The following is a 19,783-nucleotide window of genomic DNA, read 5'->3' as shown; positions in this document are numbered from 1 at the left end:
GCCCTGGTCCCTCAGCGCTCGACGCGGGCGCGCCGGGGCGTCCAGTTCCGCTTCCACAGGCTGGGCAGCAGGCCCGCGGTGAGCAGCCACAGGGCCACCGCCACCAGGTGGATCCGTTGCAGGGCGCTGAACACGACCCCCGGGTCGCCGTCGCCCCCGCCCGCGTAGACCCGTACCGCCGCGACCAGGACGGCGACGGCGGTGACCAGCTGGAGCGCGGCCACGACGGCCACCAGCGGCCACTTGCCGTCACCCATCCTGCGCCGGTCCACGGCCAGCACGATCGCGCCCGCCAGCGCGGCCAGGAGCGCCACCGCCGCGACGACGGCCTGGGCCGCCGTGGCCCCCTCCAGCCCCTCCGCCAGCGACTCCGCCGCGCACGGGACGTCCGTGGACACCGTGCAGGGCCCGGGGAAGAACGTGGCGGCCAGCGACGCCGTGCCGAACACGAGCATGCACCACCACGACACCGCCAGCAGGTGGCCCGTCCTCTCCCTCGCGCCCAGCCCGAGACCGATCCCGGCGGCGATCATCACCAGGATCGCCGCGATGCGGTGCGCGCTCTCCAGGAACCTGGCGAAGTCCGAGCTCTGGACGGCCAGGGCCCCCTGGGCCGCGCTGCTGTCGGGCAGCATGACCTCCACGACCCACAGGCTGTACACGAGCGCGGCCACCACGGCCGCGACCCTCCCGTCCCTGTAGTCCCAGTGCATCTGCGCGGAGTGCGACATCGTGCCCCCTGCCTTCCACGAGTTCCCACGCCCCCGCTGAGTCGTCCTCCGAAGGGCGCGTGGTCGAACCCACCCCTGTGTCGCCAACCCCTACCCGGGGTGCCCTGTCTCACCCAACTCGCGTCGGCACCGTTATCCACGGGTGCGTGTTCACACGGCATCATCGGGGGACACCGGCGGAATACGCGGGGCAGGGACGGCCGACGAGAAGGGCGCACGCATGGACGGCGCATCCACGACGCGATGGGTGATCGTGGGGGTCGACGGCACGGAATCCAGCCGCCACGCGCTGGAGTGGTCGGCGCACCAGGCGATGCTGCGCGGCCTCGGGGTCCGTATCGTCGCGGCCGCGGGGCCGCTGGCCTCGGTCGGCGTGTTCGCGGGGCACGGGCACGCCGACCCCGACGTCGCCCCGGACGTGTTCCCCGACGAGGCCGACGCCCAGGGGGCCGAGTCCCTGCTGGAGTACGCCGGGGACTGGGTGGCGCGGCTCTTCCCCGAGCTGCGGGTGGAGAAACGCCTGTCCTACGACCGCCCGGTGGAGGCCCTGCTCGCCGAGGCCTCCGCGGAGGGTGCCGTCGCCGTGGTGGTCGGCTCGCGCGGGCTGAGCGGGATCGTGGCCGCGTTCGTCGGTTCCGTGGGCATCGAACTGGCCGCCCGCGCGCCCGTTCCGGTGATCGTGCTGCCCCGGGAGCACGCTTCCGCGCACGGCGTGCGGGGCCGGGTGATCGTGGGCATCGACGGGTCCGAGCCGAGCAGGCGCGCGGTGGACTTTGCCTTCGCGCAGGCCGACTTCGCCGACACCGAACTGGTCGCGGTGAGCGCCTGGCAGCCGCTGGTGGCCTTCGCCGCCGCGACCGGGCCCATCCCGCCCGAGCTGTTCGACGACGCGACCGCCGCCGAGGCCGCCCGGCAGGCGCTGGAGGAGGAGCTGGCCGGGCCCCGCGCGCGCCACGCCGGTGTGCCGGTGCGCACCCGGGTCGTGCGCGCCCACCCCGTGATCGCCCTGCTGGAGGAGGCCACCCCCGCCGACCTCATCGTGGTCGGCTCGCGCGGACGCGGGGGCTTTCGCGGGCTGCTGCTCGGATCGGTGAGCCACTCCGTCCTGCACGGCGCCAGGGGGCCCGTCGCCATCCTGCGCTGATCCGGACCGGCCCCGCTTCCACCGCTCCCACCTGCGAAGAAGCGCCTCCGTGCCAGGGGCGCGGCAGCACAGGTCTAGTGCCCGTCCGGAGTCCGCGACCGGGCCCCGGACACGCGGTGTGACGAACAGCACGGTGTGTCGGTCGTGGCACCCGGTTCCCCTCCTGACAGGGGAACCCGCTCCCAACAGCACCGGAACGGTCTCCGACCGGTCCCGGTTCGTGCGCGTACGTACCCGGTGGTAGACCACGCGGATCCCCTGCTGTGCAGGGGAATCCGTTCTTCCGGCACAACTTCTATAGACCATTGGCCTAAACCAATTGGTCACTGCGGGGGATCGTCGTTCATGATGCGAGAGATCTCGACCTTGAGAAGGAGCCGCTGTGACTGCCGTGGATACCGACGTGGACGCGCCGACCAAACACGAGGAGCTCGTCTCCTGGGTGCGGGAGGTCGCCGAGCTCACGCAGCCGGACGAGATCGTGTGGTGCGACGGTTCCGAGGAGGAGTGGACCCGCCTGACCGACCAGCTGGTCGAGCAGGGCACCTTCGTCCGCCTCAACCCGGACAAGCGCCCCAACAGCTTCTACTGCAAGTCCGACCCGAGCGACGTCGCCCGGGTCGAGGACCGCACCTTCATCTGCTCCGAGCGCGAGAGCGACGCGGGCCCCACCAACAACTGGATCGCCCCCGACGAGATGCGCGCCACCTTCGGCGAGGTCTTCCGGGGCGCCATGCGCGGGCGCACCATGTACGTCGTTCCCTTCTGCATGGGACCGCTGGGCGGCGACATCTCCCAGCTCGGGGTCGAGATCACCGACTCCCCGTACGTCGTGGTGTCCATGCGCATCATGGCCCGCATGGGCAGCGCCGCCCTGCGCCTGATCGAGGAGCGCGGTGAGTTCGTCAAGGCGGTCCACTCCGTGGGCGCCCCGCTGGAGCCCGGCCAGCAGGACGTCGCCTGGCCCTGCAACTCCACCAAGTACATCTCGCACTTCCCCGAGACCCGTGAGATCTGGTCCTACGGCTCGGGCTACGGCGGCAACGCCCTGCTCGGCAAGAAGTGCTACGCGCTGCGCATCGCCTCGGTGATGGCCCGCGACGAGGGCTGGCTCGCCGAGCACATGCTCATCCTCAAGGTCACCCCGCCCAAGGGCCGGTCGCACTACGTCGCCGCCGCCTTCCCGAGCGCCTGCGGCAAGACCAACCTGGCCATGCTCCAGCCGACCATCCCCGGCTGGAAGGTCGAGACGGTGGGCGACGACATCGCCTGGATGCGCTTCGACGAGCAGGGCCGACTGCGCGCCATCAACCCCGAGGCCGGGTTCTTCGGCGTCGCGCCCGGCACCGGCGAGAAGACCAACGCCAACGCCGTGCAGACCCTCTGGGGCAACAGCATCTTCACCAACGTCGCCCTGACCGAGGACGGCGATGTGTGGTGGGAGGGCCTCACCGAGGAGCCGCCCGCGGGCCTCACCGACTGGAAGGGCCGTCCCTGGACCCCGGAGTCGGGTGAGCCCGCCGCCCACCCGAACTCGCGCTTCACCACCCCGGCCGGGCAGGCGCCGACCATCGCCGACGAGTGGGAGGACCCGGCGGGCGTGCCGATCTCGGCCATCCTGTTCGGCGGTCGCCGCGCCACCGCCGTGCCGCTGGTCACCGAGTCCTTCAGCTGGCAGCACGGCGTCTACCTGGGCGCCAACGTCTCCTCGGAGAAGACCGCCGCCGCCGAGGGCTCGGTGGGCGAGCTGCGCCGCGACCCCTTCGCCATGCTGCCGTTCTGCGGCTACAACATGGGCGACTACTTCGCCCACTGGGTGAAGCTGGGCCAGGCGGCCGACCAGGCCGAGCTGCCCCGGATCTTCTACGTCAACTGGTTCAAGAAGGACGCCGAGGGCCGCATCGTCTGGCCCGGGTTCGGTGAGAACAGCCGCGTCATCAAGTGGATCGTCGAGCGGCTGGAGGGCGAGGCCGAGGCGGTCGAGACCCCGATCGGCCGCCTGCCCGTGGCCGGCGGCATCGACACCGAGGGGCTGGACGTCTCCGACGAGGACATGGCCTTCGTGCTCGACGTCGACCGCGAGGTGTGGAAGCAGGAGGCCGCGCTGGTACCGGAGTTCTTCAAGACCTTCGGCGACCACCTGCCCGGCGAGCTGTGGGACGAGTACCACGCCCTGCTGGACCGTCTGGAGAGCCGGTAACGACCGCGACGGGGGCCTGACGGCCCCCTGACCAGGGCCCCCTTCCGCGCACGGGGCCCGTGGGGGAGGGGCGCGGGCACGACGGTGCCCGCGCCCCTCCCCCGTGTGGTGGATCGTGCGGTCGCCGTGCGCCGCGCACCGTCGGCGGTGCCAGGGAACGCGATCGTTTCCCTAGGGCAATTGTTGTCGTCGGGGCCGGTTTCGGCCACCGAGGCCAGCGGGTCGCGGGGACGCCGTCCGGCGCGGGCAACGCTCCGTTTCCGCGGGCGTACGTGTCCACGTGCGCGAACGCGGTCACTCTCCGTCGCACCCGTGGTCAAACTTCCCGAAGGTCCCTCTCACCCAGGGTCACGCTCTTCACCCTGGGCTCATGGTGCTCTCGCGTCGGGGTTCCGTAACGTACCGGGTGCCTGAGCCACCCGGAGACGGACCCTCAGACCAGGGCCGTCATGTCCGGGTGTTCCCTGTGCACATCCCCACCCCTGGGAGCGATCCCCCTCGTGAGAAAGCACATCCCCTGGTCCCTGACGGCCGCGACGGCCGCCTCCACCCTCGTGCTGGGGCTGCTGTCCGCGCCCCCGGCCCTGGCCGACACCGACCCCCACTCACCCGCCGACCGCACCGTTCCGGTCCCCGACACCTGGGAGCCGGGCGAGGCCAACACCGAACCCGTGGGCGGAGAACCACCCGACGAACCCTGGGCTCCGCCGGGGGCCGAGAGCGCACCCGAGGCCCAGAACCGTTCGGAAGGACCCGAAACCCGGGTCGGCACCTGCGCGGACGGCGTCAACCGCGGTATCCAGTCCTGGTACCCGCTGGAACGCCACCAGATCAGCGACCGCATGGAACTGGCGGTCAACACCCAGGGCGGCAACCTCGTCGTGCGCCACCGGGACCTGACCGTGGCCGGAACGGGGCTGGACCTGTCGGTGTCCAGCTTCTACAACTCCGCGCCCTCCTACGACGGCTGGACCCTCTCCCACGGCCAGGACGTGGGACTGAGCATCTTCAGCAACAGCATCATCTTCCAGGGCCCCTCCGGCTACTGCGAACGCTTCGACATCGCCGAGGACGGCTCCTTCACCCCGCCTGCGGGGCTCAACGCCGAACTGGAGGAGCTGTCGAATGGCCACTACGCGCTGACCTTCCACCGAGGCGAGTACGCCGACCAGGTGTGGACCTTCAACGCCAACGGGTGGCTGTACTCCCAGGCCGACCGCAACGGCCACACCCACCGAATGCGCTACGACACCGAGGGAGACCTGGCCTCGATCGTGGACACCCAGGACCGGGTCACCACCTTCGAGTGGGACCCCGACGCCTGGGAGCAGCCGACCCGGATCACCGACCCGGTCGGCGAGACCGCCACGGCCTTCACCTGGAACGGCGACGGCGGCATGGTCGCGCTGACCGACCGCGCGGGCCAGGGCATCGAGTTCGGCTACGACGGTGACGGCCTGCTGACCTCGATCACCGACGCCACCGGCGCGGTGTGGGAGATCGCCTACAACGCCGACGACCAGGTCTCCAGCCTGACCGTGCCAGACGGCACCGAGGACGGAGCCACCACCGCCTACTCCTACGCCGACGGTGCCTGGTCCAACACCCAGACCACGGTCACCGATCCGGGCGGCGGTGAGTCCACCCTGGAGTTCGACGACCAGGGAAGACAGACCTCCGCGACCGACCAGGTCGGCAACACCCGCTCCCAGACCTGGACGGCGAACTCGGACGTGGCCACCACCACCGACGCCCTGCAAGCCTCGGTGACCTACGACTACGACGAGTTCAACAACCTCATCGGCACCGAACTGCCCACAGGGGCGGCCACTTCGGTCGGGTTCGCGGACACGGCCAACCCGGCCAAGCCCACCAGCGTGACCACCCCGGACGGGGACACGCTTCAGATGTCCTACGACGACGCCGGCAACCTCACCTCGGCCGTCCAGGAGGAGATGGACATCGAGGTGGCCGACATCCGTTACCACTCCAACGGGTTGGTCAACCAGGTCATCGATGCCAACGGCAACTCCACCAGCTACTCCTACGACCGCGCCGGGAACATGACGGCGATGGACGAGCCGGGGCCGATGGGCACCACCCAATACGGCTACGACGCGCTGTCACGGGTCACCTCGGTCACCGACGGCAACGGTGTGAGGCTGGAGTACGGCTACGACCGCCTCGACCGGATCGTGTCCATCTCCCAGGGCGGCGACCTGCTCCAGGCCATCGCCTACGACGGCAACGGCCGCCAGATCACGACGCACACCGACCAGGCGAGTGTGGAGCACTCCTACAACGGCCGCGGCGACCTGCTCGAAACCGTGCGCACCGACTCGGCCGGAAGCGAGACCACCACCTACGCCTACGACGCCGCTGGCAACGTCACCGAGATGGTCGAGCACGGCAAGACCACCTCCTATGGCTACGACGCCGCGTTCCGGCTCACCTCGCTCACCGACCACACCGGGGCCGAGACCACCTTCACCAACGACGAGAACAACCGCCGCACCAGCATCACCCACCCCGACGGGGCGGTGGAGGAGCGCACCTACGACGACTCCGGGCGCCTGACCGGCATCACCACCACCGGGGCCGCCGACCAGGCTCTGGTGCAAGCTGTCTACTCCTACGACAACGACGGCGCCGACAGCGACCAGTTGCAGTCGCGCACCGTCAACGGTGAGACCGAGACCTTCACCTACGACGGCCTGGACCGGCTCACCAGCGACGGCACCACCGACTACACCTACGACGACGTCGGCAACCTGCTGAGCGCCGGGGGCGAGGAGTTCGCCTACAACGACGCCGACCAGGTCACCAGCGCGCGCGGGGCCGAGGTGGGTCATGACGAGGCCGGGAACATGACCTCGCGGGGTGAGTACGTCTACGAGTACTCGGTGACCAACCAGACGCTGCGCTCCAACGACGGTGAGGGCCAGCTGACCTCGTGGCTGAGTTACGACACCACCGACCAGACCCAGATGCGCGGCGTCACCGACGTGCACGAGGGCACCCGGGTGGAGCGGCAGCTGTCCAACACCGCGCTCGGGGTCACCAACATCGCCTCCGAGGGCGAGCGCACCAGCTTCGTGCGCGACCCCGACGGGCGGTTGGTGTCCATGGTGGCCTGGGACGGTGATGAGCGGTTCCACTACACCCTCGACCAGCAGAACACCGTGCTGGCGCTGACGGCTGAGGGTTCGGAGGCTGAGTCCCCGGACGTGGTCTATGACTACAGCCCCTACGGTGAGCGCACCTCTGAGAGCCTGGAGGGGACCGAGGCGGCGGCGTTGAGCCCGTTCGGGTTCACCGGCGCCTACCAGTTCCAGGACGGCACGGTGCATCTGAACCACCGCTTCCACAGCACGTTCACGTTGGGCTTCACCCAGCCGGACCCGTCCCGGCAGGAGTTGAACAACTACGCCTACGCCCAGTGCGACCCCATCAACAACACCGACCCCACCGGGCTCAATTCTTGCAACGAAGCGATCAATGGTTTCATCCTGGGGCTTATCGTCACGGGGCTTTCGTTTCCCTTTGCCGCCACCCCGATGGGGTTTGTCGCTGCGATTGGATCCGGGCTCATCGTGATCAGTCAAGTGCAGGCAATCGATCGGGCATGCGGCGGTCGAATCTCGGCTAGCATGACAACCTAGTATGGTTTCTGCCTCCACCTCTCTTCGGGGAAGTGGAGGCAGAAGCTCCTCTGCAAAGGAAGGATGATGTGAAGAAAGAACGAATGCGGAATATTTATCTCGCCTTTGTGGCATTGGCAATACTTGTCCTGTTTTTTATAATAAACTTTAGACAGAGTGGCAATGTCTGGGGGGCTACTTTGGTCACCCTTGGGCTATTGGCGGTAATGTCTGTGTCTGGCCTGATATTCTGGGCTGCGCGTGGGGCAATTAGAAAGAATAGAGAATAATGTAATATTCTAATTTTCTGGAACCTGATTTCTCATGTGTGCTGGCGTTGACAGTCGAGGGTTCGGAGGCTGAGTCCCCGGACGTGGTCTACGACTACAGCCCCTACGGTGAGCGCACCTCTGAGAGCCTGGAGGGGACCGAGGCGGCGGTGTTGAGCCCGTTCGGGTTCACCGGCGCCTACCAGTTCCAGGACGGCACGGTGCATCTGAACCACCGCTTCCACAGCACGTTCACGATGGGCTTCACCCAGCCGGACCCGTCCCGGCAGGAGCTGAACAACTACGCCTACGCGGCCTGCGACCCCATCAACAACACCGACCCCACCGGGCTTTCTGCCGTTCCGTGGCCACAGGCAGCGTGCTGGGGTGCAACCATCTACATGCTGAAGCTGTCTACCGCATCCTTGGTTCTCAATGTGTGGGGAACACCAGTGCACATCGCTACAGCTGTAGTGACTGTCGGATGCCTGGCTTATGACATGACTGTCTCCACCTGATAGGAACAGAGATGACCCCTTTTTCCATTGCCTGCCTATCCTTGTTGTCAATGAGCGTACTGCTTATGGTAAGGCAAAAGAGGGCATCAAGTTCTAGACAAAAGAACATCACGAGCGCCTTGGCGGCACTCATGGGTGTGATTTTCGTGATCTTCCTGATATTTTCCATCCTCACCTACAGTTAATCATGCGAGTATTGGACTAGTCCTGGCGCTCTTGCAGGGGGAGTCCCATTTAGGCACCTAGTCAGGCTTAGTGAACACATCGGGCGGCGCCAGCCTCTGGTGCCGCCCGATATCTATTCGATATTTCTCCTAGTCGGCCTCCGGGCTTCTAGGGGAAGCTGCAAACATTGCAATAGAAGGAATGAGCAAAAATGCCGCCCAGATAAATCTTGAAGCATCAGGTGGTCAGAACATGAAAAAAGTCGAACAGACACCAAGGATGCCTATGGTTGAAAATATGAGCAAGTCGGGGCGCTTGGCCGCCAGCTTCTTCGGGGGATGATGTTTTTCCATGTCAAAGATGATTCCCAGGCAAAGGCAGTCTAAATTCGCCAGGAGCTGGTGAAATTTCACATGTCTGCAATTTGCTGCCGAGTCCCCTTTGAAATGCCATGAATTTTCATGATGACTTTTTCTTCATTGAGCCCGTTCGGGTTCACCGGCGCCTACCAGTTCCAGGACGGCACGGTGCGCCTGAACCACCGCTTCCACAGCACGTTCACGATGGGCTTCACCCGCCCGGAACCCTCCCGGTCGGAACTGGGTAACTGTGCTTGGACTTGCTGTGGCGGATCGACGACCAAGGAAGGGAGCAGGGCGCATGGAGGGAAGGTTTCCGAAGGACCCGACCAAGAAGGAGCTTCGCACTCTCATCGGGTTCAGGCTTGTTGGCATAGCCTTTTTCCTCGGTATGGCGGTATGGCGCGCGTGGGAGGGCGATTACCTGTGGTCCGCTCTGACCGTGGTCCTCGCCGCCATTCTCTTCGCGGTCTATGTGGCCCCTCGCATGCTGCAACTGCGCCGCAAGAAGAAGGAGTGACCTCCGGGAAAGGGGGCGCGGGCACGACGGCGCCCGCGCCCCCTTGTCCTGCGGTCACCAGGCGCCGCGCAGGCTCCGGGGCGGCTCGGCGTCGAAGGCGGCCCAGACGTGGGTGCCGAGGCCGTAGCGGCGCGGAAAGGCGAAGCTGGCCCACGTGCGGGAGAGCTGGCGCACCAGCAGGAGTCCGCGCTGGCCCTCCGCCGCCTCCCACTCCTCGTCGGTGCGCTCGTTGGGAATGCGGGGCAGGGTGGGGCCGCCCGCGTCGCTGACGGTCAGGCGCAGCGTGCGTTCGTCGGGCATGGACAGGGTGCGGGTGACCCCCTCCTCCGAACGGGCGTACTTGCAGGAGTTGGCGACGAGTTCGCTGGCCACGAGTTGGACGGTCGCGACCAGGTCGGGGTCGAACCCGGCCAGGTCGCGGGCGAGTTCGGAGCGGACCCGGGAGAGTTCGGACAGGTCACAGGCGTAGTCGAGGTATCCCCAGAAGGCGAACGGGCCGGGGACCGGTGCCGGGTCGTGCGCGGGCGTGCCGGTCATACCGTCACCCCGTCCGCGTACCGGGCCCGGGCGGGTGCGGCGGCGAGGAGGTCGCCGACGGGAGCGGGCGCGGGGGCCGGGACCGGTGCCGGGGCCCGGGTCAGAGTCGGGGTCGGGGTCGGAACCGCTGGCGGGGCCTGGGCCGGGACGTGAACGGAGCCGTGCGACCACGCGCGCAGTCGAATGACGGCCTCGGCCTGGACACGGGAGAGGCCGCGCTCACGCTCGTGTTCGCGGGCGGTGTAGTAGGGCCTGACCAGGGCGATGTCGTCGGCCGGGAAGATCTCCGGGGCGGGGGCCAGGCGGGGAGGGGGCACCGGGCGCGGAGCGGGGCGCGGGGCCCCGCGCTGTGGAGTCGGGGGCCTGCCGGACCGCGCGGAAGCGGGTGCGGGGGCCGGGGCGTAGCGGCGGACCCGGGTGGAACGGCGGCGGACGGCGGCCGAGTGGCGTCCGCGCGCGGGAACGAAGAGGGATGTCACCAGAGCCAGGGCACGGGTGAGAAGGGCAGCGCTAAACTGGCGCATGCTGGCAGTTCCTTCGGTTAAAGGGTGAATGTTGCTGGCCACGACCCCGGGCGGTAATTGACCGTCGCGGGGTCTTTCGTGTTCAGTTGTGTGTTCGGAGAAAGGTTAGGGGGTTGATGGAGGGGTGGAGGACGCTACGGGGGAGTAGGGTTCGGAAAAGGTGCGTGGGGGGTGCGTATGCGCTGGTCAGCGGCTTGGATGGGGAGGGAAAAATCTGGCTGGCCAGGTTTTTCCATTGTCCGGAATGATTGGTTTTGAGGATTTTTTCCTGGGGTCTTTTGGGTAGGAAAAAGCCCCCGGCCGGAGCGGGCGCGGGGGCTGGAGGCGGTTAGAGGCGGCTACAGGCCGGAACGCAGGCCGCTGAGCAGCGCCACCCACTGGTCCCCGGGGACGGTGAGGTGCCCGGCCTCGCGGTGAACGGTGTCGCGGACGTCAGCGCCGGAGGCGTGTTCGCGGACCTCGACGCACTGGCTCCCGGTGTTGCTGTAGCTGCTCTTGTGCCACTCGTTGCTCATGCTGCTTCCAATTCCCTCAACAGCTGCCGGGACTCTCTAGCGGGCAGCGCGGACGCCAGACACTTTCTTACCAGCGCCTCCATGCGCGGATGGCTGTCGGATTCCAGGATGACGTTCCCCGCGATGTAGTCGCTGGAGACGGCCAGGCCGCCATCAAGGAGTCGGTACAGGTTGACTGGCGCGGTCACTCCGATGAGAGACGTTCCCGGCGACAGCAAGTGAACCTCGACGCGCACGTCTTCCACCAGCCGCAACAGATGCCCTGCCTGTTCCTTCCGGATGTGATCCGGCATGCAGGTCAGAGCGCTGTGCGGGAAGACGGAGGTCACCACCGGGTCGTGGTGGTGCTCGCGAAGTGTTTTGAGGCGTCCGCAACGAGCGCTGACCCAGCGGTCCACCTCTGCGTCGCCAACGAGCGGCTGTCCGTCCTTGAAGACGGCTTCGGCGTAGGAGGAACACTGGAGTTCACCCGGAACCAGCACTGGTGACAGGCAGTCGATGGCCACGGCCTGCTCCTGCAACCGGGCCACGTTCAGCTGCCACACCGGCAGCTCCGTCCCCGAGGTCTGCTTGCGCCACGCCTTGAGGAGCCTGCCGTCCGCCTTGAGCATCCGGTCCAGGGCCTCGGCGGTCTCCACCCTGGGCGTGAACTTCCCCGACTCCCACCGGGACACGGACGCGGGTGACGTGCCCATGTCGAAGGCCAGCTGTTTCTGCGTTCTCCCGGAGAAATCGCGAAACGTTGTGAGCAGGGAGGAGAAGTGATCTTGCGTCACCCTGCACAACTTACAGAGCCGTTGCGCCCCCTGTCATCCGTTCTCCGGAAAACGACAGACGCTGGAGATATCCCGGGCCCTGTGGCGAGGGTGGATACAGGTCACGAACCCGCAGGTAATTGCGGGCTGTTCGTGACTATGTTCCGGAGGATGGTGATTTCAGTTGGGATCAGTGACAAGCATGCAATCGCGTCGCGGCGGTTCGGGTTCCGGTTTCCAGGACGGCGGCGGCACCGGGCGTTTCCCCCTGCCCCGCAGGGGAGTGGAACCCCGCGACAGGGCACCCCTGGTGCTGGACCAGCGCTGGAGCAGCCTCGGCACCGCGCTCATCGTCGCGGGGCGTCCCGACCAGGCCGCCCTGGTGCGCCACAGGGTCTCGGCCCTCTCCGCCCTGCCGCCGCTGGCGAGGGAAGCGGCCCAGGAACTGGCCGGCGAGGTGTTCAACAACGCGATCGCGCACACGCGCAGCGGCCTGTCCGGGGGCGAGGTCATCGTGAGCGTGCACCGGCTCCCCGGCCGCGTACAGGTCAAGATCACCGACCAGGGGCCGATCGGCGAGGACGCCGTCACCACACCGTGCGTGCGGCCCGCCGACCCGCTGCGCGTGGGCGGGCTGGGGATGCGCCTGGTCGCCGCGCAGGCCAGCCGGTGGGGCACGCTCCACGAGGGCGGCCGGACCACCGTCTGGTTCGAGATCGACCGCCCCGACCGCGCTTCCGGCCGGTCCGACGGGCACGCCGGGCGGTGAACACCTCTCCCGACCTGGACGCGCTCCTCACGGCGGGTCCCGGGGCCGACGGGTACCGCCCGCCTCCCGGGGTTTCAAAATCCGGGCCCGAACCTTGTACCGATTCGCCGGTGACGGCCCTTCCTGCGCACCGGTACGTTCCTCCTGCCAGCACCTACGCGCGGAAGGAACCCAGGTGAACCTCCTCATCACCGGCATCACCACCCAGTCCTCGATCGCCTACGCGATCGCCGAGGAGGCGATGGAGCAGGGCCACCAGGTGATCCTGACCAACCCGCCCGGCAGGCAGCTGTCCATCCTGGAGCGGGTGGCCAAACGCCTCCCCGCCGAACCCGTGGACATCCTTCCCATGGACGTCACCGACCCCGAGCAGGTCACCGAGACGGCGGGCAAGGTCGCCGCCCACTGGGACCACGTGGACGGGCTGCTGCACTCCATCGCCTACGCCCCGGGCGACGCGCTGGGCGGCAACTTCCTCAACACCTCCTGGGAGGACGTGGCCACCGCGATCCACGTCTCGGGGTACTCCCTGAAGGCGCTCGCCGTGGGCTTCCGGGAGCTCATGGCCGCCGCCCCGCACGGCGCCGGGGTCGTCTCCCTGACCTTCGACGCCTCCCGGGCCTGGCCGGTCTACGACTGGATGGGGTCGGCCAAGGCCGTGCTGGAGAACTCCACGAAGTACCTGGCCCGCGACCTCGGCGGCGACGGCATCCGGGTCAACGCCATCAGCGCGGGGCCGGTCAAGTCCCTCGCGGGCGGCTCGATCCCCGGGTTCGACCAGATCGCGGACGGCTGGGCCGAGTCCGCGCCGCTGGGCTGGGACACCAAGGACGCCTCCGTGGTCGCCGGTCCCGCGCTGTTCCTGATGTCCCCGGCCGCGCGCGCCGTCACCGGCACGACGCTGCACGTGGACGGCGGGTACCACGCGATGGGAGCGCCGCTGTAACCCCGGGAGCCGACCGGGAGGGGAGGACGTCCGCGCTGGTCACCACGCCGGGGGGACATTTGCGGACGTTCCTGCTTTGCGCTGGGAAGGCCGCCCCGCGCGTGCTACGGATGGACGCGTTCGCTGCCGGTCCCTCCTCCTTCTTCGCTGGGAATCCCCATGATGACAATGCTGACCGTCCTCGCCGTCCTGGCCGCCATGGTCGGCGGCGCGGTCCTCGCCGTAGGCAGGTTCCGCGTCGACGACGAATCCTCGGGGGGCGCCGTCAGCGTGGTCGTCGCCCCCTGTGTGCTCGCGCTCTACCTCGCGGCGGCGGCGATGGGTGTGGTGATCGGCTGGGAGAACTTCACCGGTGCCGGGGACGGGCTGACCGAGGAGACGAGCGCGGCCGACGCCCTGTACTGGAGCACCACCACCCTCCCCGCCGAGGAGGCGGAGACGGTGCGCCAGCAGTTGCGCGCCTACATGAGCGCGGTCGCCGAGAAGGACTGGCCGATGATGCGCGCCGAGGGCGAGTTGAGCGAGGAGGGCGACGAGGCCCTGGCCGACCTGGCCGCGTCGGTGCGGGCGCTGTCGGTGTCCGACACCGGCGACGGCCTGGACCGCCTGACCGCCCGCCAGGAGCTGGCCGAACTCAGCGACGCGCGCATCGAGCGCGCCGACGCGGCCGGGGACGGCATCCCGTCCGTCCTCAACGGCATCGCGGCCCTGTCGGCCATCGCGGTGGCGGTGCTGCCCTTCGCCATGATCCGGCGGGGCTCGACCGTGGCCTACTTCTGGGCGTCGGCCAACCTGGTGTTCGTGTTCGCCACGATCCTGCTGCTGTTCTACCTGGGCAACCCCTACAACGGGGCCCTGGCGCACGACGCGGGCGCGATCCAGGACGCGCTGGCCGGGTTCGAGCGGATCGACGCCTCACTCAGTCCTCAGTAGGGGGAAGCGGGCCGACGGGCCCCGGACGCGTCCTCGGGGGCCGCGTGCGGGGCCCGTCTGCCGCCTCCGGGCGCTGGCGGACGGCCGTGTCAGGCCGGGTCGGGCCAGGCGCGGTCGGGGCAGATGCGGGCGCGGTCGGGTCGGGCGCGGGCCGCTCCGGGGCGTTCACCCGGGACCGGTCACTCCGGGGGCGGCGCCCGTCACGGCGCCGCCCCCGGAGCCGGTCAGCCCGAGGAGCGCGTGGCGGCGCGGCCCGCGCCCGCGGCGACCACGGCGATGACGACCATGAGCACCACCATGGTGCGCATGGGGGTGAAGGCTCCGGCGGCCTGCGGCGCGGAGTTCGGGGAGAGGTCGGCGAGCACCTGCTCCCGGACGACCCCCTCCACCGGGGGCGGGGCCGACGGGGACTCGGACGGCGGTTCGGGCTGGGCCGCGCGCTCCTGGGCGGGCTCGGCAGAGCCGGCGGCCTCCGCCCCGGGCGGCGCCGCTCCGGGTTCCTCCGCGGCCGGGGGAGCGGGTTCGCCGGGGACGGGCGGTGCGGGCTCCCCGGGCGCGGGCGGTTCGGGCTGACCGGGCTCCCCGGGCGCGGGCGGTTCGGGTTCGGGGTAACCGGGCTCCTCAGGTGCGGGGGGCTCCGGCTGCTCGGGGCCCGGCGCGCACGGCGGCGCCTCGCCCGCGCGCACCACGACCCGCACGCCGTTCGCGCACACCAGGACGTAGGACCCGGGGTTGACGTCCACCAGTGCGCCCGAGGTCTCCACGCGGACCCCGCCGGGGCCCACCTCCACGCGGGAGTTCCCGTCGTCCACGCTGACGCCGGTGCCGTCCGCGTTCACCTGCGGGACGGTGTCCACCGCGCCGACCAGGGAGGCCGTGTCCAGCGGTCGGGCGGGCGGGTCGTCCGGGGCGAGCGAGGGCGAGGCACCGCAGACGATCAGGAGCGCGCCCGCCGCCAGCAGCGCGGGCAGAGCACGGCGTGAGGGGGGCATGGGACTCCTCGTGTCGCTGTCGGCACTACGGGTGATCGTACGCGCTCAGTCCGGACCCTGCACCCGGGAACGCGCCCCCAGTGGCCCGCCCGGCACGGACGTCCCTGCTCCCAGCGCCACCGCCGGAGCCGGCACCGGAGTCGGCAGCAGGTCCACGGCCACGCGGGTCAGGGGGAGTGCAGGCGCAGCACGGCGTGCTCGGCCCAGTCCGGCGGCCTGGTCAGCCGCGAGACGAGCACCATCGTCCCGAAGGCCAGCGGGATGGTCCACGCCGCGGGCTGTGCCAGCAGCACCGCCAGCCACCCGGCCGGGGGCGGCAGCAGGATCGACCACCCCACCGCGCCGGTCGCGGTCACCGCCCCCACGACCAGCCCGGACGCGGCCCCGGCCAGCGTCAGCCGCCGCCACCAGATGCCCAGCACCAGAAGCGGGCAGAACGTCGAGGCCGCCACCGTGAACGCCCACACCACCAGCACGTTGATGTCGATCAGCTGCGCGGGCAGCGCCAGCAGCACCGCCACGCACGCGCCCACGGCCACCGCCAGGCGCAGCCGCGGCACGCTGCCCTGGAACAGGTCGTGCGACAGCCCGCCCGCCAGGGCCAGCAGCAGTCCGGAGGAGGTGGACAGGAACGCGCCGAACGCCCCCGCCGCCACCAGCGCCGTCAGCACCGTCCCCACCGAGCCCGGCACCGCTTGGGCGGGCAGCACCACCGCGACCGTGTCGGTGCCCTGGAGCAGCACCAGGTGCGGGGTGAGCACCCGCCCGAGCAGCCCGTACACCGTCGGGAACAGGTAGAACAGCCCCAGCAGGGCGATCACGCCCACCGCCACCCGGCGCGCCGTCCGCGCCGTGGGGCTGGTGTGGAAGCGCATGATGACGTGCGGCAGCCCCATGCAGCCCAGCGTGATCGCCAGCAGCGTGGACCACGTCTCGAACAGGGGGTACCCGCCCACGTCCAGCAGCGGCGAACTCCACCGCTCGCTGCCCAGCTCCGGCAGCCCCGCCGGGTGCGGGATGGGCGCGCCCTCGGGGAACACGTACTCGGCGCCCGCCTCCACGGTGTGCTCCCCGGCCGCGAACTCCACCCGTTCGCCCCCGGAGGCGGTCACCGTCACCGGCTCGTCCAGGCTGAACCGGGTCCCCACGGTGAACTCCACCGGGGTCGTCTCGGGGAAGTGCGTGCCCCACTCGGGGTTGAGCGCCTCCGCCCGGGTCCCGGGACCGGCGTGCACCACCAGGTAGACCGCCGGGATGGCGATGAAGGCCAGCTTGACCACGTAGTGGAAGGCCTGCACGTAGGTCGCCGACCGCATCCCCCCGGCCGCGATCGAGGCGCTCACCACCAGCCCGGCGAGCAGCACCCCCACCCAGTAGGGCGTGCCGCTGACCAGGGCCAGCACGACACCGGCACCCTTGAACTGGGGCACCAGGTACAGCAGCATGATCACCAGCACCACGCAGCCGCACAGCTTGCGCAGACGCGGCGCACCCAGGCGGTACTCGGCGAAGTCGGGCACGGTGAACGCCCCCGACCGGCGCATCGGCCCGGCCACCAGCGCCACCACCGCCACGTAGCCCGCGGCGAACCCCACCGCGTACCACATGGTGCCCAGGCCGTTCTTGAGCAGCAGCCCCGCGAGCCCCAGCACCGAGGCGGCCGACAGGTACTCCCCGGCGATCGCCATCGCGTTCCAGTTGGGGGAGATCCGCCGCGAGGCCACGAGGAAGTCGGAGGTCGAGCGGGCCGCCCGCACCCCGTAGACGCCGATGACCAGACTGGTGAGCAGGACCAGCCCGATGGCCAGGACCGCGATCACCACGTGCGCCCCGTGTCCTCACCGCTCGCGGATCCCGGTCCCCTCGCGCCTCCGGGTTTCCGGTCGTACTCCGGCACCCGCGCGGCCTCCGCCCGGTCCGCGGCGCTCTCGGCCCGGTCCTCGATCCGCTCGGCCGAGCGCACGTGCCACAGCGCCAGCCCGAACAGCATCGGGTAGATCGCCACCGTCAGCAGCAGCCACGACAGCGGGACCCCGCCCGGGCGGACCTCCCCCAGCGCGGGGAAGAGCGCGAACGCGCCGCTCATCCCGAACAGCAGCGCCGACAGCACCGCCACGGTGCGCACGGCGGTCCGCCGCTGGGCCCGGAAGAGCGCGCGGGCCGCCTCGGTGTCCACCGGCTCCGGGATCGGCAGCAGGTGCTGCGCGGGCCGGTTGCCCCGGGCCAGCGCGATCCGGGTCTGCGGGCTGGTCAGCTTCTCGCGGCGCGGGCTCACGGCGCCTGCTCCCCCTCACCGTCCCGCGACCGGGGGGCGGGGCCGCCCTGGGCGTTCGCGGACCGGCCGAGCTGGTCGCGCCGGGCCGCCTCCAGCAGCTGGGCGCGCAGGTGGCGGCCGTGGCGGCGGCTCACCGGCACGTCCCCGGCCGGGGTTCCCGCCACCAGGCCGGACGAGGAGGTCACCCGCAGGTCGCGCACCCACGGGATGGCGATCAGGAACCCCCGGTGGACCCGGACGAACCCGGCCGAGGCCCACACCTCCTCCAGGTAGGACAGCGACAGGCGGATGAGGTGGCCCCCGTCGGAGGTGTGCAGGCGCACGTAGTCGCCCTGGGCCTCCACGAACTGCACGTCGTCGCGCTTGACGAACACCGTGCGCCTGCCGGTGTCGATCTGCACCACGTGCAGGTCCTCGGCGGGCGGGGCCCCTCCCCCGGGCCTGCGCAGCTGGGCGATGCGGCCCACCGCCTCGGCCAGCCGCTCGGGCCGGATCGGCTTGAGCAGGTAGTCCACGGCGCCGATGCCGAAGGCCTCCACCGCGTGGGCCTCGGAGGCGGTCACGAACACGATGGACGGGGGCTCGGACAGCACGCTCAGCACCCGGGCCACGTCCATGCCGTCCAGACCGGGCATGAGGATGTCCAGGAACGCGGCGTCGATGGTGGTGGTGCCCAGCAGCCGCACGGCGGTGGCGCCGTTGTCGGCCACCAGGACCTCCGCCACCTCGGGCATGTCACCGAGCAGGGACGCCATCTCCTGGCGGGTGGAGGCCTCGTCCTCGACCACCAGCACCCGCAGTTCGGGCTTCAACGCGCCACCACCCCCCTGGTGAACCTGGGCACGCGCACGGTCACCTTCGTCCCCTCCCCCAGCGCGGTCTCGATCACCAGACCGTACTCGGGTCCGTAGACGGCGCGCAGCCGCTGGTCCACGTTGGCCAGGCCGACGCTGCGCGACTCCGGGCCGGTGCCCGCCAGCAGGGAGCGGGCCAGGTCGGGGTGCATGCCCACCCCGTCGTCCTCGATCTCGATGACGCACAGCGGGCCCTCGCCGAAACCGGAGACGCTGATGTGGCCGCGGCCCTCCTTGCGCTCCAGCCCGTGCCGGATGGCGTTCTCCACGATCGGCTGCACGACCAGGAACGGTATGGCCACCGGCAGCACCTCGGGGGCCATCCGCACGGTGATGTCCAGACGGTCGTGGAAGCGGGCCCGCTGGAGTTCGAGGTAGGTCTGGGTGGCCTCCAGCTCCTCGGAGAGGGTCGCGTAGTCGCCCTTCTCCGAGAAGCCGTAGCGCAGGTAGTCGGCGAAGTCCGACAGCAGGTGGCGGGCCCGGTCGGGGTCGGTGCGCACCAGGGCGGCGATCACGGCCAGGGCGTTGTGCACGAAGTGGGGGGAGATCTGCGCCCGCAGGGTGCGCAGGTCGGCGGCGGCGATCCGGGCGCGGGCCCGGCGCAGCGCCGCGTGGTCCAGGCAGTCCGAGACCAGCGCGGCGGCGGCCTCCACGTCGGCCTCCACGGGGTGGCCCGAGGCCACCAGGGCGCCGGACAGCTCGTCGGCCACGGTCAGGGGGACCGCGCACACCGACGTGCCGTCGGGCAGGCGCACCCGGGCGTTGCTCCCGTACTCGAAGACCTGGGAGAGCAGCCCCTCGACCTCGGAGGGCGCGGGGCTGGTTCCGTGCGCGGCGACCGGACCGTCCAGGTCGGCCAGGACGACGCCGTCCACGGCCAGGAGTTGGCGCAGCCGCCTGGCGGCCGAGGGGACCCTCCGGCCGTGCAGCCCGTCCCGGAGGTCGACGCCGAGGGCGTGGACCTGGCGCATCAGCTCGACGCTCGCCCGCTGCTCCGAGGACGCTGGGCGACGTCGGGAGGGGGACACCCGCGACAGCCACCGGTATGACACGGAACGACCCTATCCCAGCGAACTGTGTCGGTGCTCACGTGGTCGGGGTCACCTTTCGAATCGTGACGCAAATGCGCGCTCGCG

The 19,783-nt window shown here is 70.1% G+C and carries 19 protein-coding genes; 9 read left to right on the top strand and 10 right to left on the bottom strand.

The genetic code is table 11. The annotated features are described in order from the left end of the window. Positions 1–11: 11 nt before the first annotated feature. Positions 12–731 carry a hypothetical protein gene (locus UIS43_RS14410; protein WP_013155147.1) on the bottom strand — a complete coding sequence of 240 codons (720 nt, stop codon included), beginning with the start codon at positions 729–731 and terminating at the stop codon, positions 12–14. Positions 732–951: 220 nt separating this feature from the next. Between UIS43_RS14410 and UIS43_RS14405 the strand changes: the two genes are divergently transcribed. The 6 genes from UIS43_RS14405 (at position 952) to UIS43_RS14380 (ending at position 9,547) form a co-directional block, all read left to right on the top strand. Next, positions 952–1,875, top strand: coding sequence for a universal stress protein (locus tag UIS43_RS14405; protein ID WP_013155146.1), 924 nt, complete (start codon positions 952–954; stop codon positions 1,873–1,875). A 391-nt stretch (positions 1,876–2,266) separates the two neighbouring features. Beyond that, positions 2,267–4,075 carry a phosphoenolpyruvate carboxykinase (GTP) gene (locus tag UIS43_RS14400; protein ID WP_041552886.1) on the top strand — a complete coding sequence of 603 codons (1,809 nt, stop codon included), beginning with the start codon at positions 2,267–2,269 and terminating at the stop codon, positions 4,073–4,075. A gap of 500 nt (positions 4,076–4,575) precedes the next feature. Continuing rightward, entirely contained in the window at positions 4,576–7,737 is a 3,162-nt protein-coding gene (locus UIS43_RS14395; protein WP_370010315.1) for an RHS repeat-associated core domain-containing protein, read from the top strand. A 352-nt stretch (positions 7,738–8,089) separates the two neighbouring features. Further along, positions 8,090–8,503 (top strand): RHS repeat-associated core domain-containing protein, encoded by a 414-nt coding sequence (locus tag UIS43_RS14390; protein ID WP_370010312.1) that lies wholly within the window; start codon positions 8,090–8,092, stop codon positions 8,501–8,503. Positions 8,504–8,869: 366 nt separating this feature from the next. Further along, positions 8,870–9,010 (top strand): hypothetical protein, encoded by a 141-nt coding sequence (locus UIS43_RS14385; RefSeq protein WP_156910857.1) that lies wholly within the window; start codon positions 8,870–8,872, stop codon positions 9,008–9,010. Positions 9,011–9,328: 318 nt separating this feature from the next. Further along, positions 9,329–9,547 carry a hypothetical protein gene (locus UIS43_RS14380; protein WP_013155142.1) on the top strand — a complete coding sequence of 73 codons (219 nt, stop codon included), beginning with the start codon at positions 9,329–9,331 and terminating at the stop codon, positions 9,545–9,547. 54 nt (positions 9,548–9,601) lie between these two features. Here the strand turns inward: UIS43_RS14380 and UIS43_RS14375 are convergent, their stop codons facing one another. The 4 genes from UIS43_RS14375 to UIS43_RS14360 all read right to left on the bottom strand — a co-directional run bounded on the left by UIS43_RS14375 (position 9,602) and on the right by UIS43_RS14360 (position 11,899). Beyond that, positions 9,602–10,084 (bottom strand): ATP-binding protein, encoded by a 483-nt coding sequence (locus UIS43_RS14375; RefSeq protein WP_013155141.1) that lies wholly within the window; start codon positions 10,082–10,084, stop codon positions 9,602–9,604. Beyond that, positions 10,081–10,608, bottom strand: a complete 528-nt coding sequence (locus UIS43_RS14370; protein WP_370010309.1) for a hypothetical protein — start codon at positions 10,606–10,608, stop codon at positions 10,081–10,083. The genes UIS43_RS14375 and UIS43_RS14370 overlap by 4 nt, the downstream gene beginning before the upstream one ends. Positions 10,609–10,946: 338 nt before the next feature. Next, complete coding sequence (locus UIS43_RS14365) at positions 10,947–11,123, bottom strand: DUF397 domain-containing protein (protein ID WP_013155139.1); 177 nt, start codon at positions 11,121–11,123, stop codon at positions 10,947–10,949. Beyond that, positions 11,120–11,899 carry a Scr1 family TA system antitoxin-like transcriptional regulator gene (locus UIS43_RS14360; protein WP_013155138.1) on the bottom strand — a complete coding sequence of 260 codons (780 nt, stop codon included), beginning with the start codon at positions 11,897–11,899 and terminating at the stop codon, positions 11,120–11,122. Before UIS43_RS14360 ends, UIS43_RS14365 begins: the two co-directional genes overlap by 4 nt. Positions 11,900–12,080: 181 nt before the next feature. On the opposite strand from UIS43_RS14360, the gene UIS43_RS14355 reads away from it, so the two are divergent. From UIS43_RS14355 to UIS43_RS14345, 3 genes are all read left to right on the top strand, one after another. Then, positions 12,081–12,647, top strand: coding sequence for an ATP-binding protein (locus tag UIS43_RS14355; protein WP_013155137.1), 567 nt, complete (start codon positions 12,081–12,083; stop codon positions 12,645–12,647). A gap of 175 nt (positions 12,648–12,822) precedes the next feature. Beyond that, complete coding sequence (fabI, locus tag UIS43_RS14350) at positions 12,823–13,593, top strand: enoyl-ACP reductase FabI (protein ID WP_013155136.1); 771 nt, start codon at positions 12,823–12,825, stop codon at positions 13,591–13,593. Positions 13,594–13,752: 159 nt separating this feature from the next. Continuing rightward, the gene (locus UIS43_RS14345; RefSeq protein WP_013155135.1) at positions 13,753–14,526 is read left to right on the top strand and encodes a DUF4239 domain-containing protein; all 774 of its coding nucleotides are present in this window, start codon (positions 13,753–13,755) and stop codon (positions 14,524–14,526) included. Positions 14,527–14,750: 224 nt separating this feature from the next. Here the strand turns inward: UIS43_RS14345 and UIS43_RS14340 are convergent, their stop codons facing one another. The 5 genes from UIS43_RS14340 to UIS43_RS14320 all read right to left on the bottom strand — a co-directional run bounded on the left by UIS43_RS14340 (position 14,751) and on the right by UIS43_RS14320 (position 19,618). Beyond that, the gene (locus tag UIS43_RS14340) at positions 14,751–15,518 is read right to left on the bottom strand and encodes a hypothetical protein (RefSeq protein WP_370010304.1); all 768 of its coding nucleotides are present in this window, start codon (positions 15,516–15,518) and stop codon (positions 14,751–14,753) included. A 167-nt stretch (positions 15,519–15,685) separates the two neighbouring features. Further along, a complete protein-coding gene (locus tag UIS43_RS14335) occupies positions 15,686–17,341 on the bottom strand; it encodes a cation acetate symporter (protein WP_013155133.1) in 1,656 nt (551 codons plus the stop codon). Further along, complete coding sequence (locus UIS43_RS14330) at positions 17,335–17,793, bottom strand: hypothetical protein (protein WP_071622791.1); 459 nt, start codon at positions 17,791–17,793, stop codon at positions 17,335–17,337. Before UIS43_RS14330 ends, UIS43_RS14335 begins: the two co-directional genes overlap by 7 nt. Next, the gene (locus UIS43_RS14325) at positions 17,790–18,605 is read right to left on the bottom strand and encodes a LytTR family DNA-binding domain-containing protein (protein WP_013155131.1); all 816 of its coding nucleotides are present in this window, start codon (positions 18,603–18,605) and stop codon (positions 17,790–17,792) included. Before UIS43_RS14325 ends, UIS43_RS14330 begins: the two co-directional genes overlap by 4 nt. Continuing rightward, positions 18,602–19,618 carry a sensor histidine kinase gene (locus tag UIS43_RS14320; RefSeq protein ID WP_013155130.1) on the bottom strand — a complete coding sequence of 339 codons (1,017 nt, stop codon included), beginning with the start codon at positions 19,616–19,618 and terminating at the stop codon, positions 18,602–18,604. Before UIS43_RS14320 ends, UIS43_RS14325 begins: the two co-directional genes overlap by 4 nt. Positions 19,619–19,783 lie beyond the last annotated feature (165 nt).

The sequence above is a fragment of the Nocardiopsis sp. LDBS0036 genome (assembly GCF_041228755.1).
Lineage (GTDB): Bacteria > Actinomycetota > Actinomycetes > Streptosporangiales > Streptosporangiaceae > Nocardiopsis > Nocardiopsis dassonvillei.
Note: the sequence above shows the minus strand (reverse complement) of the source record. Positions and strands in the feature narration are given on the sequence as shown.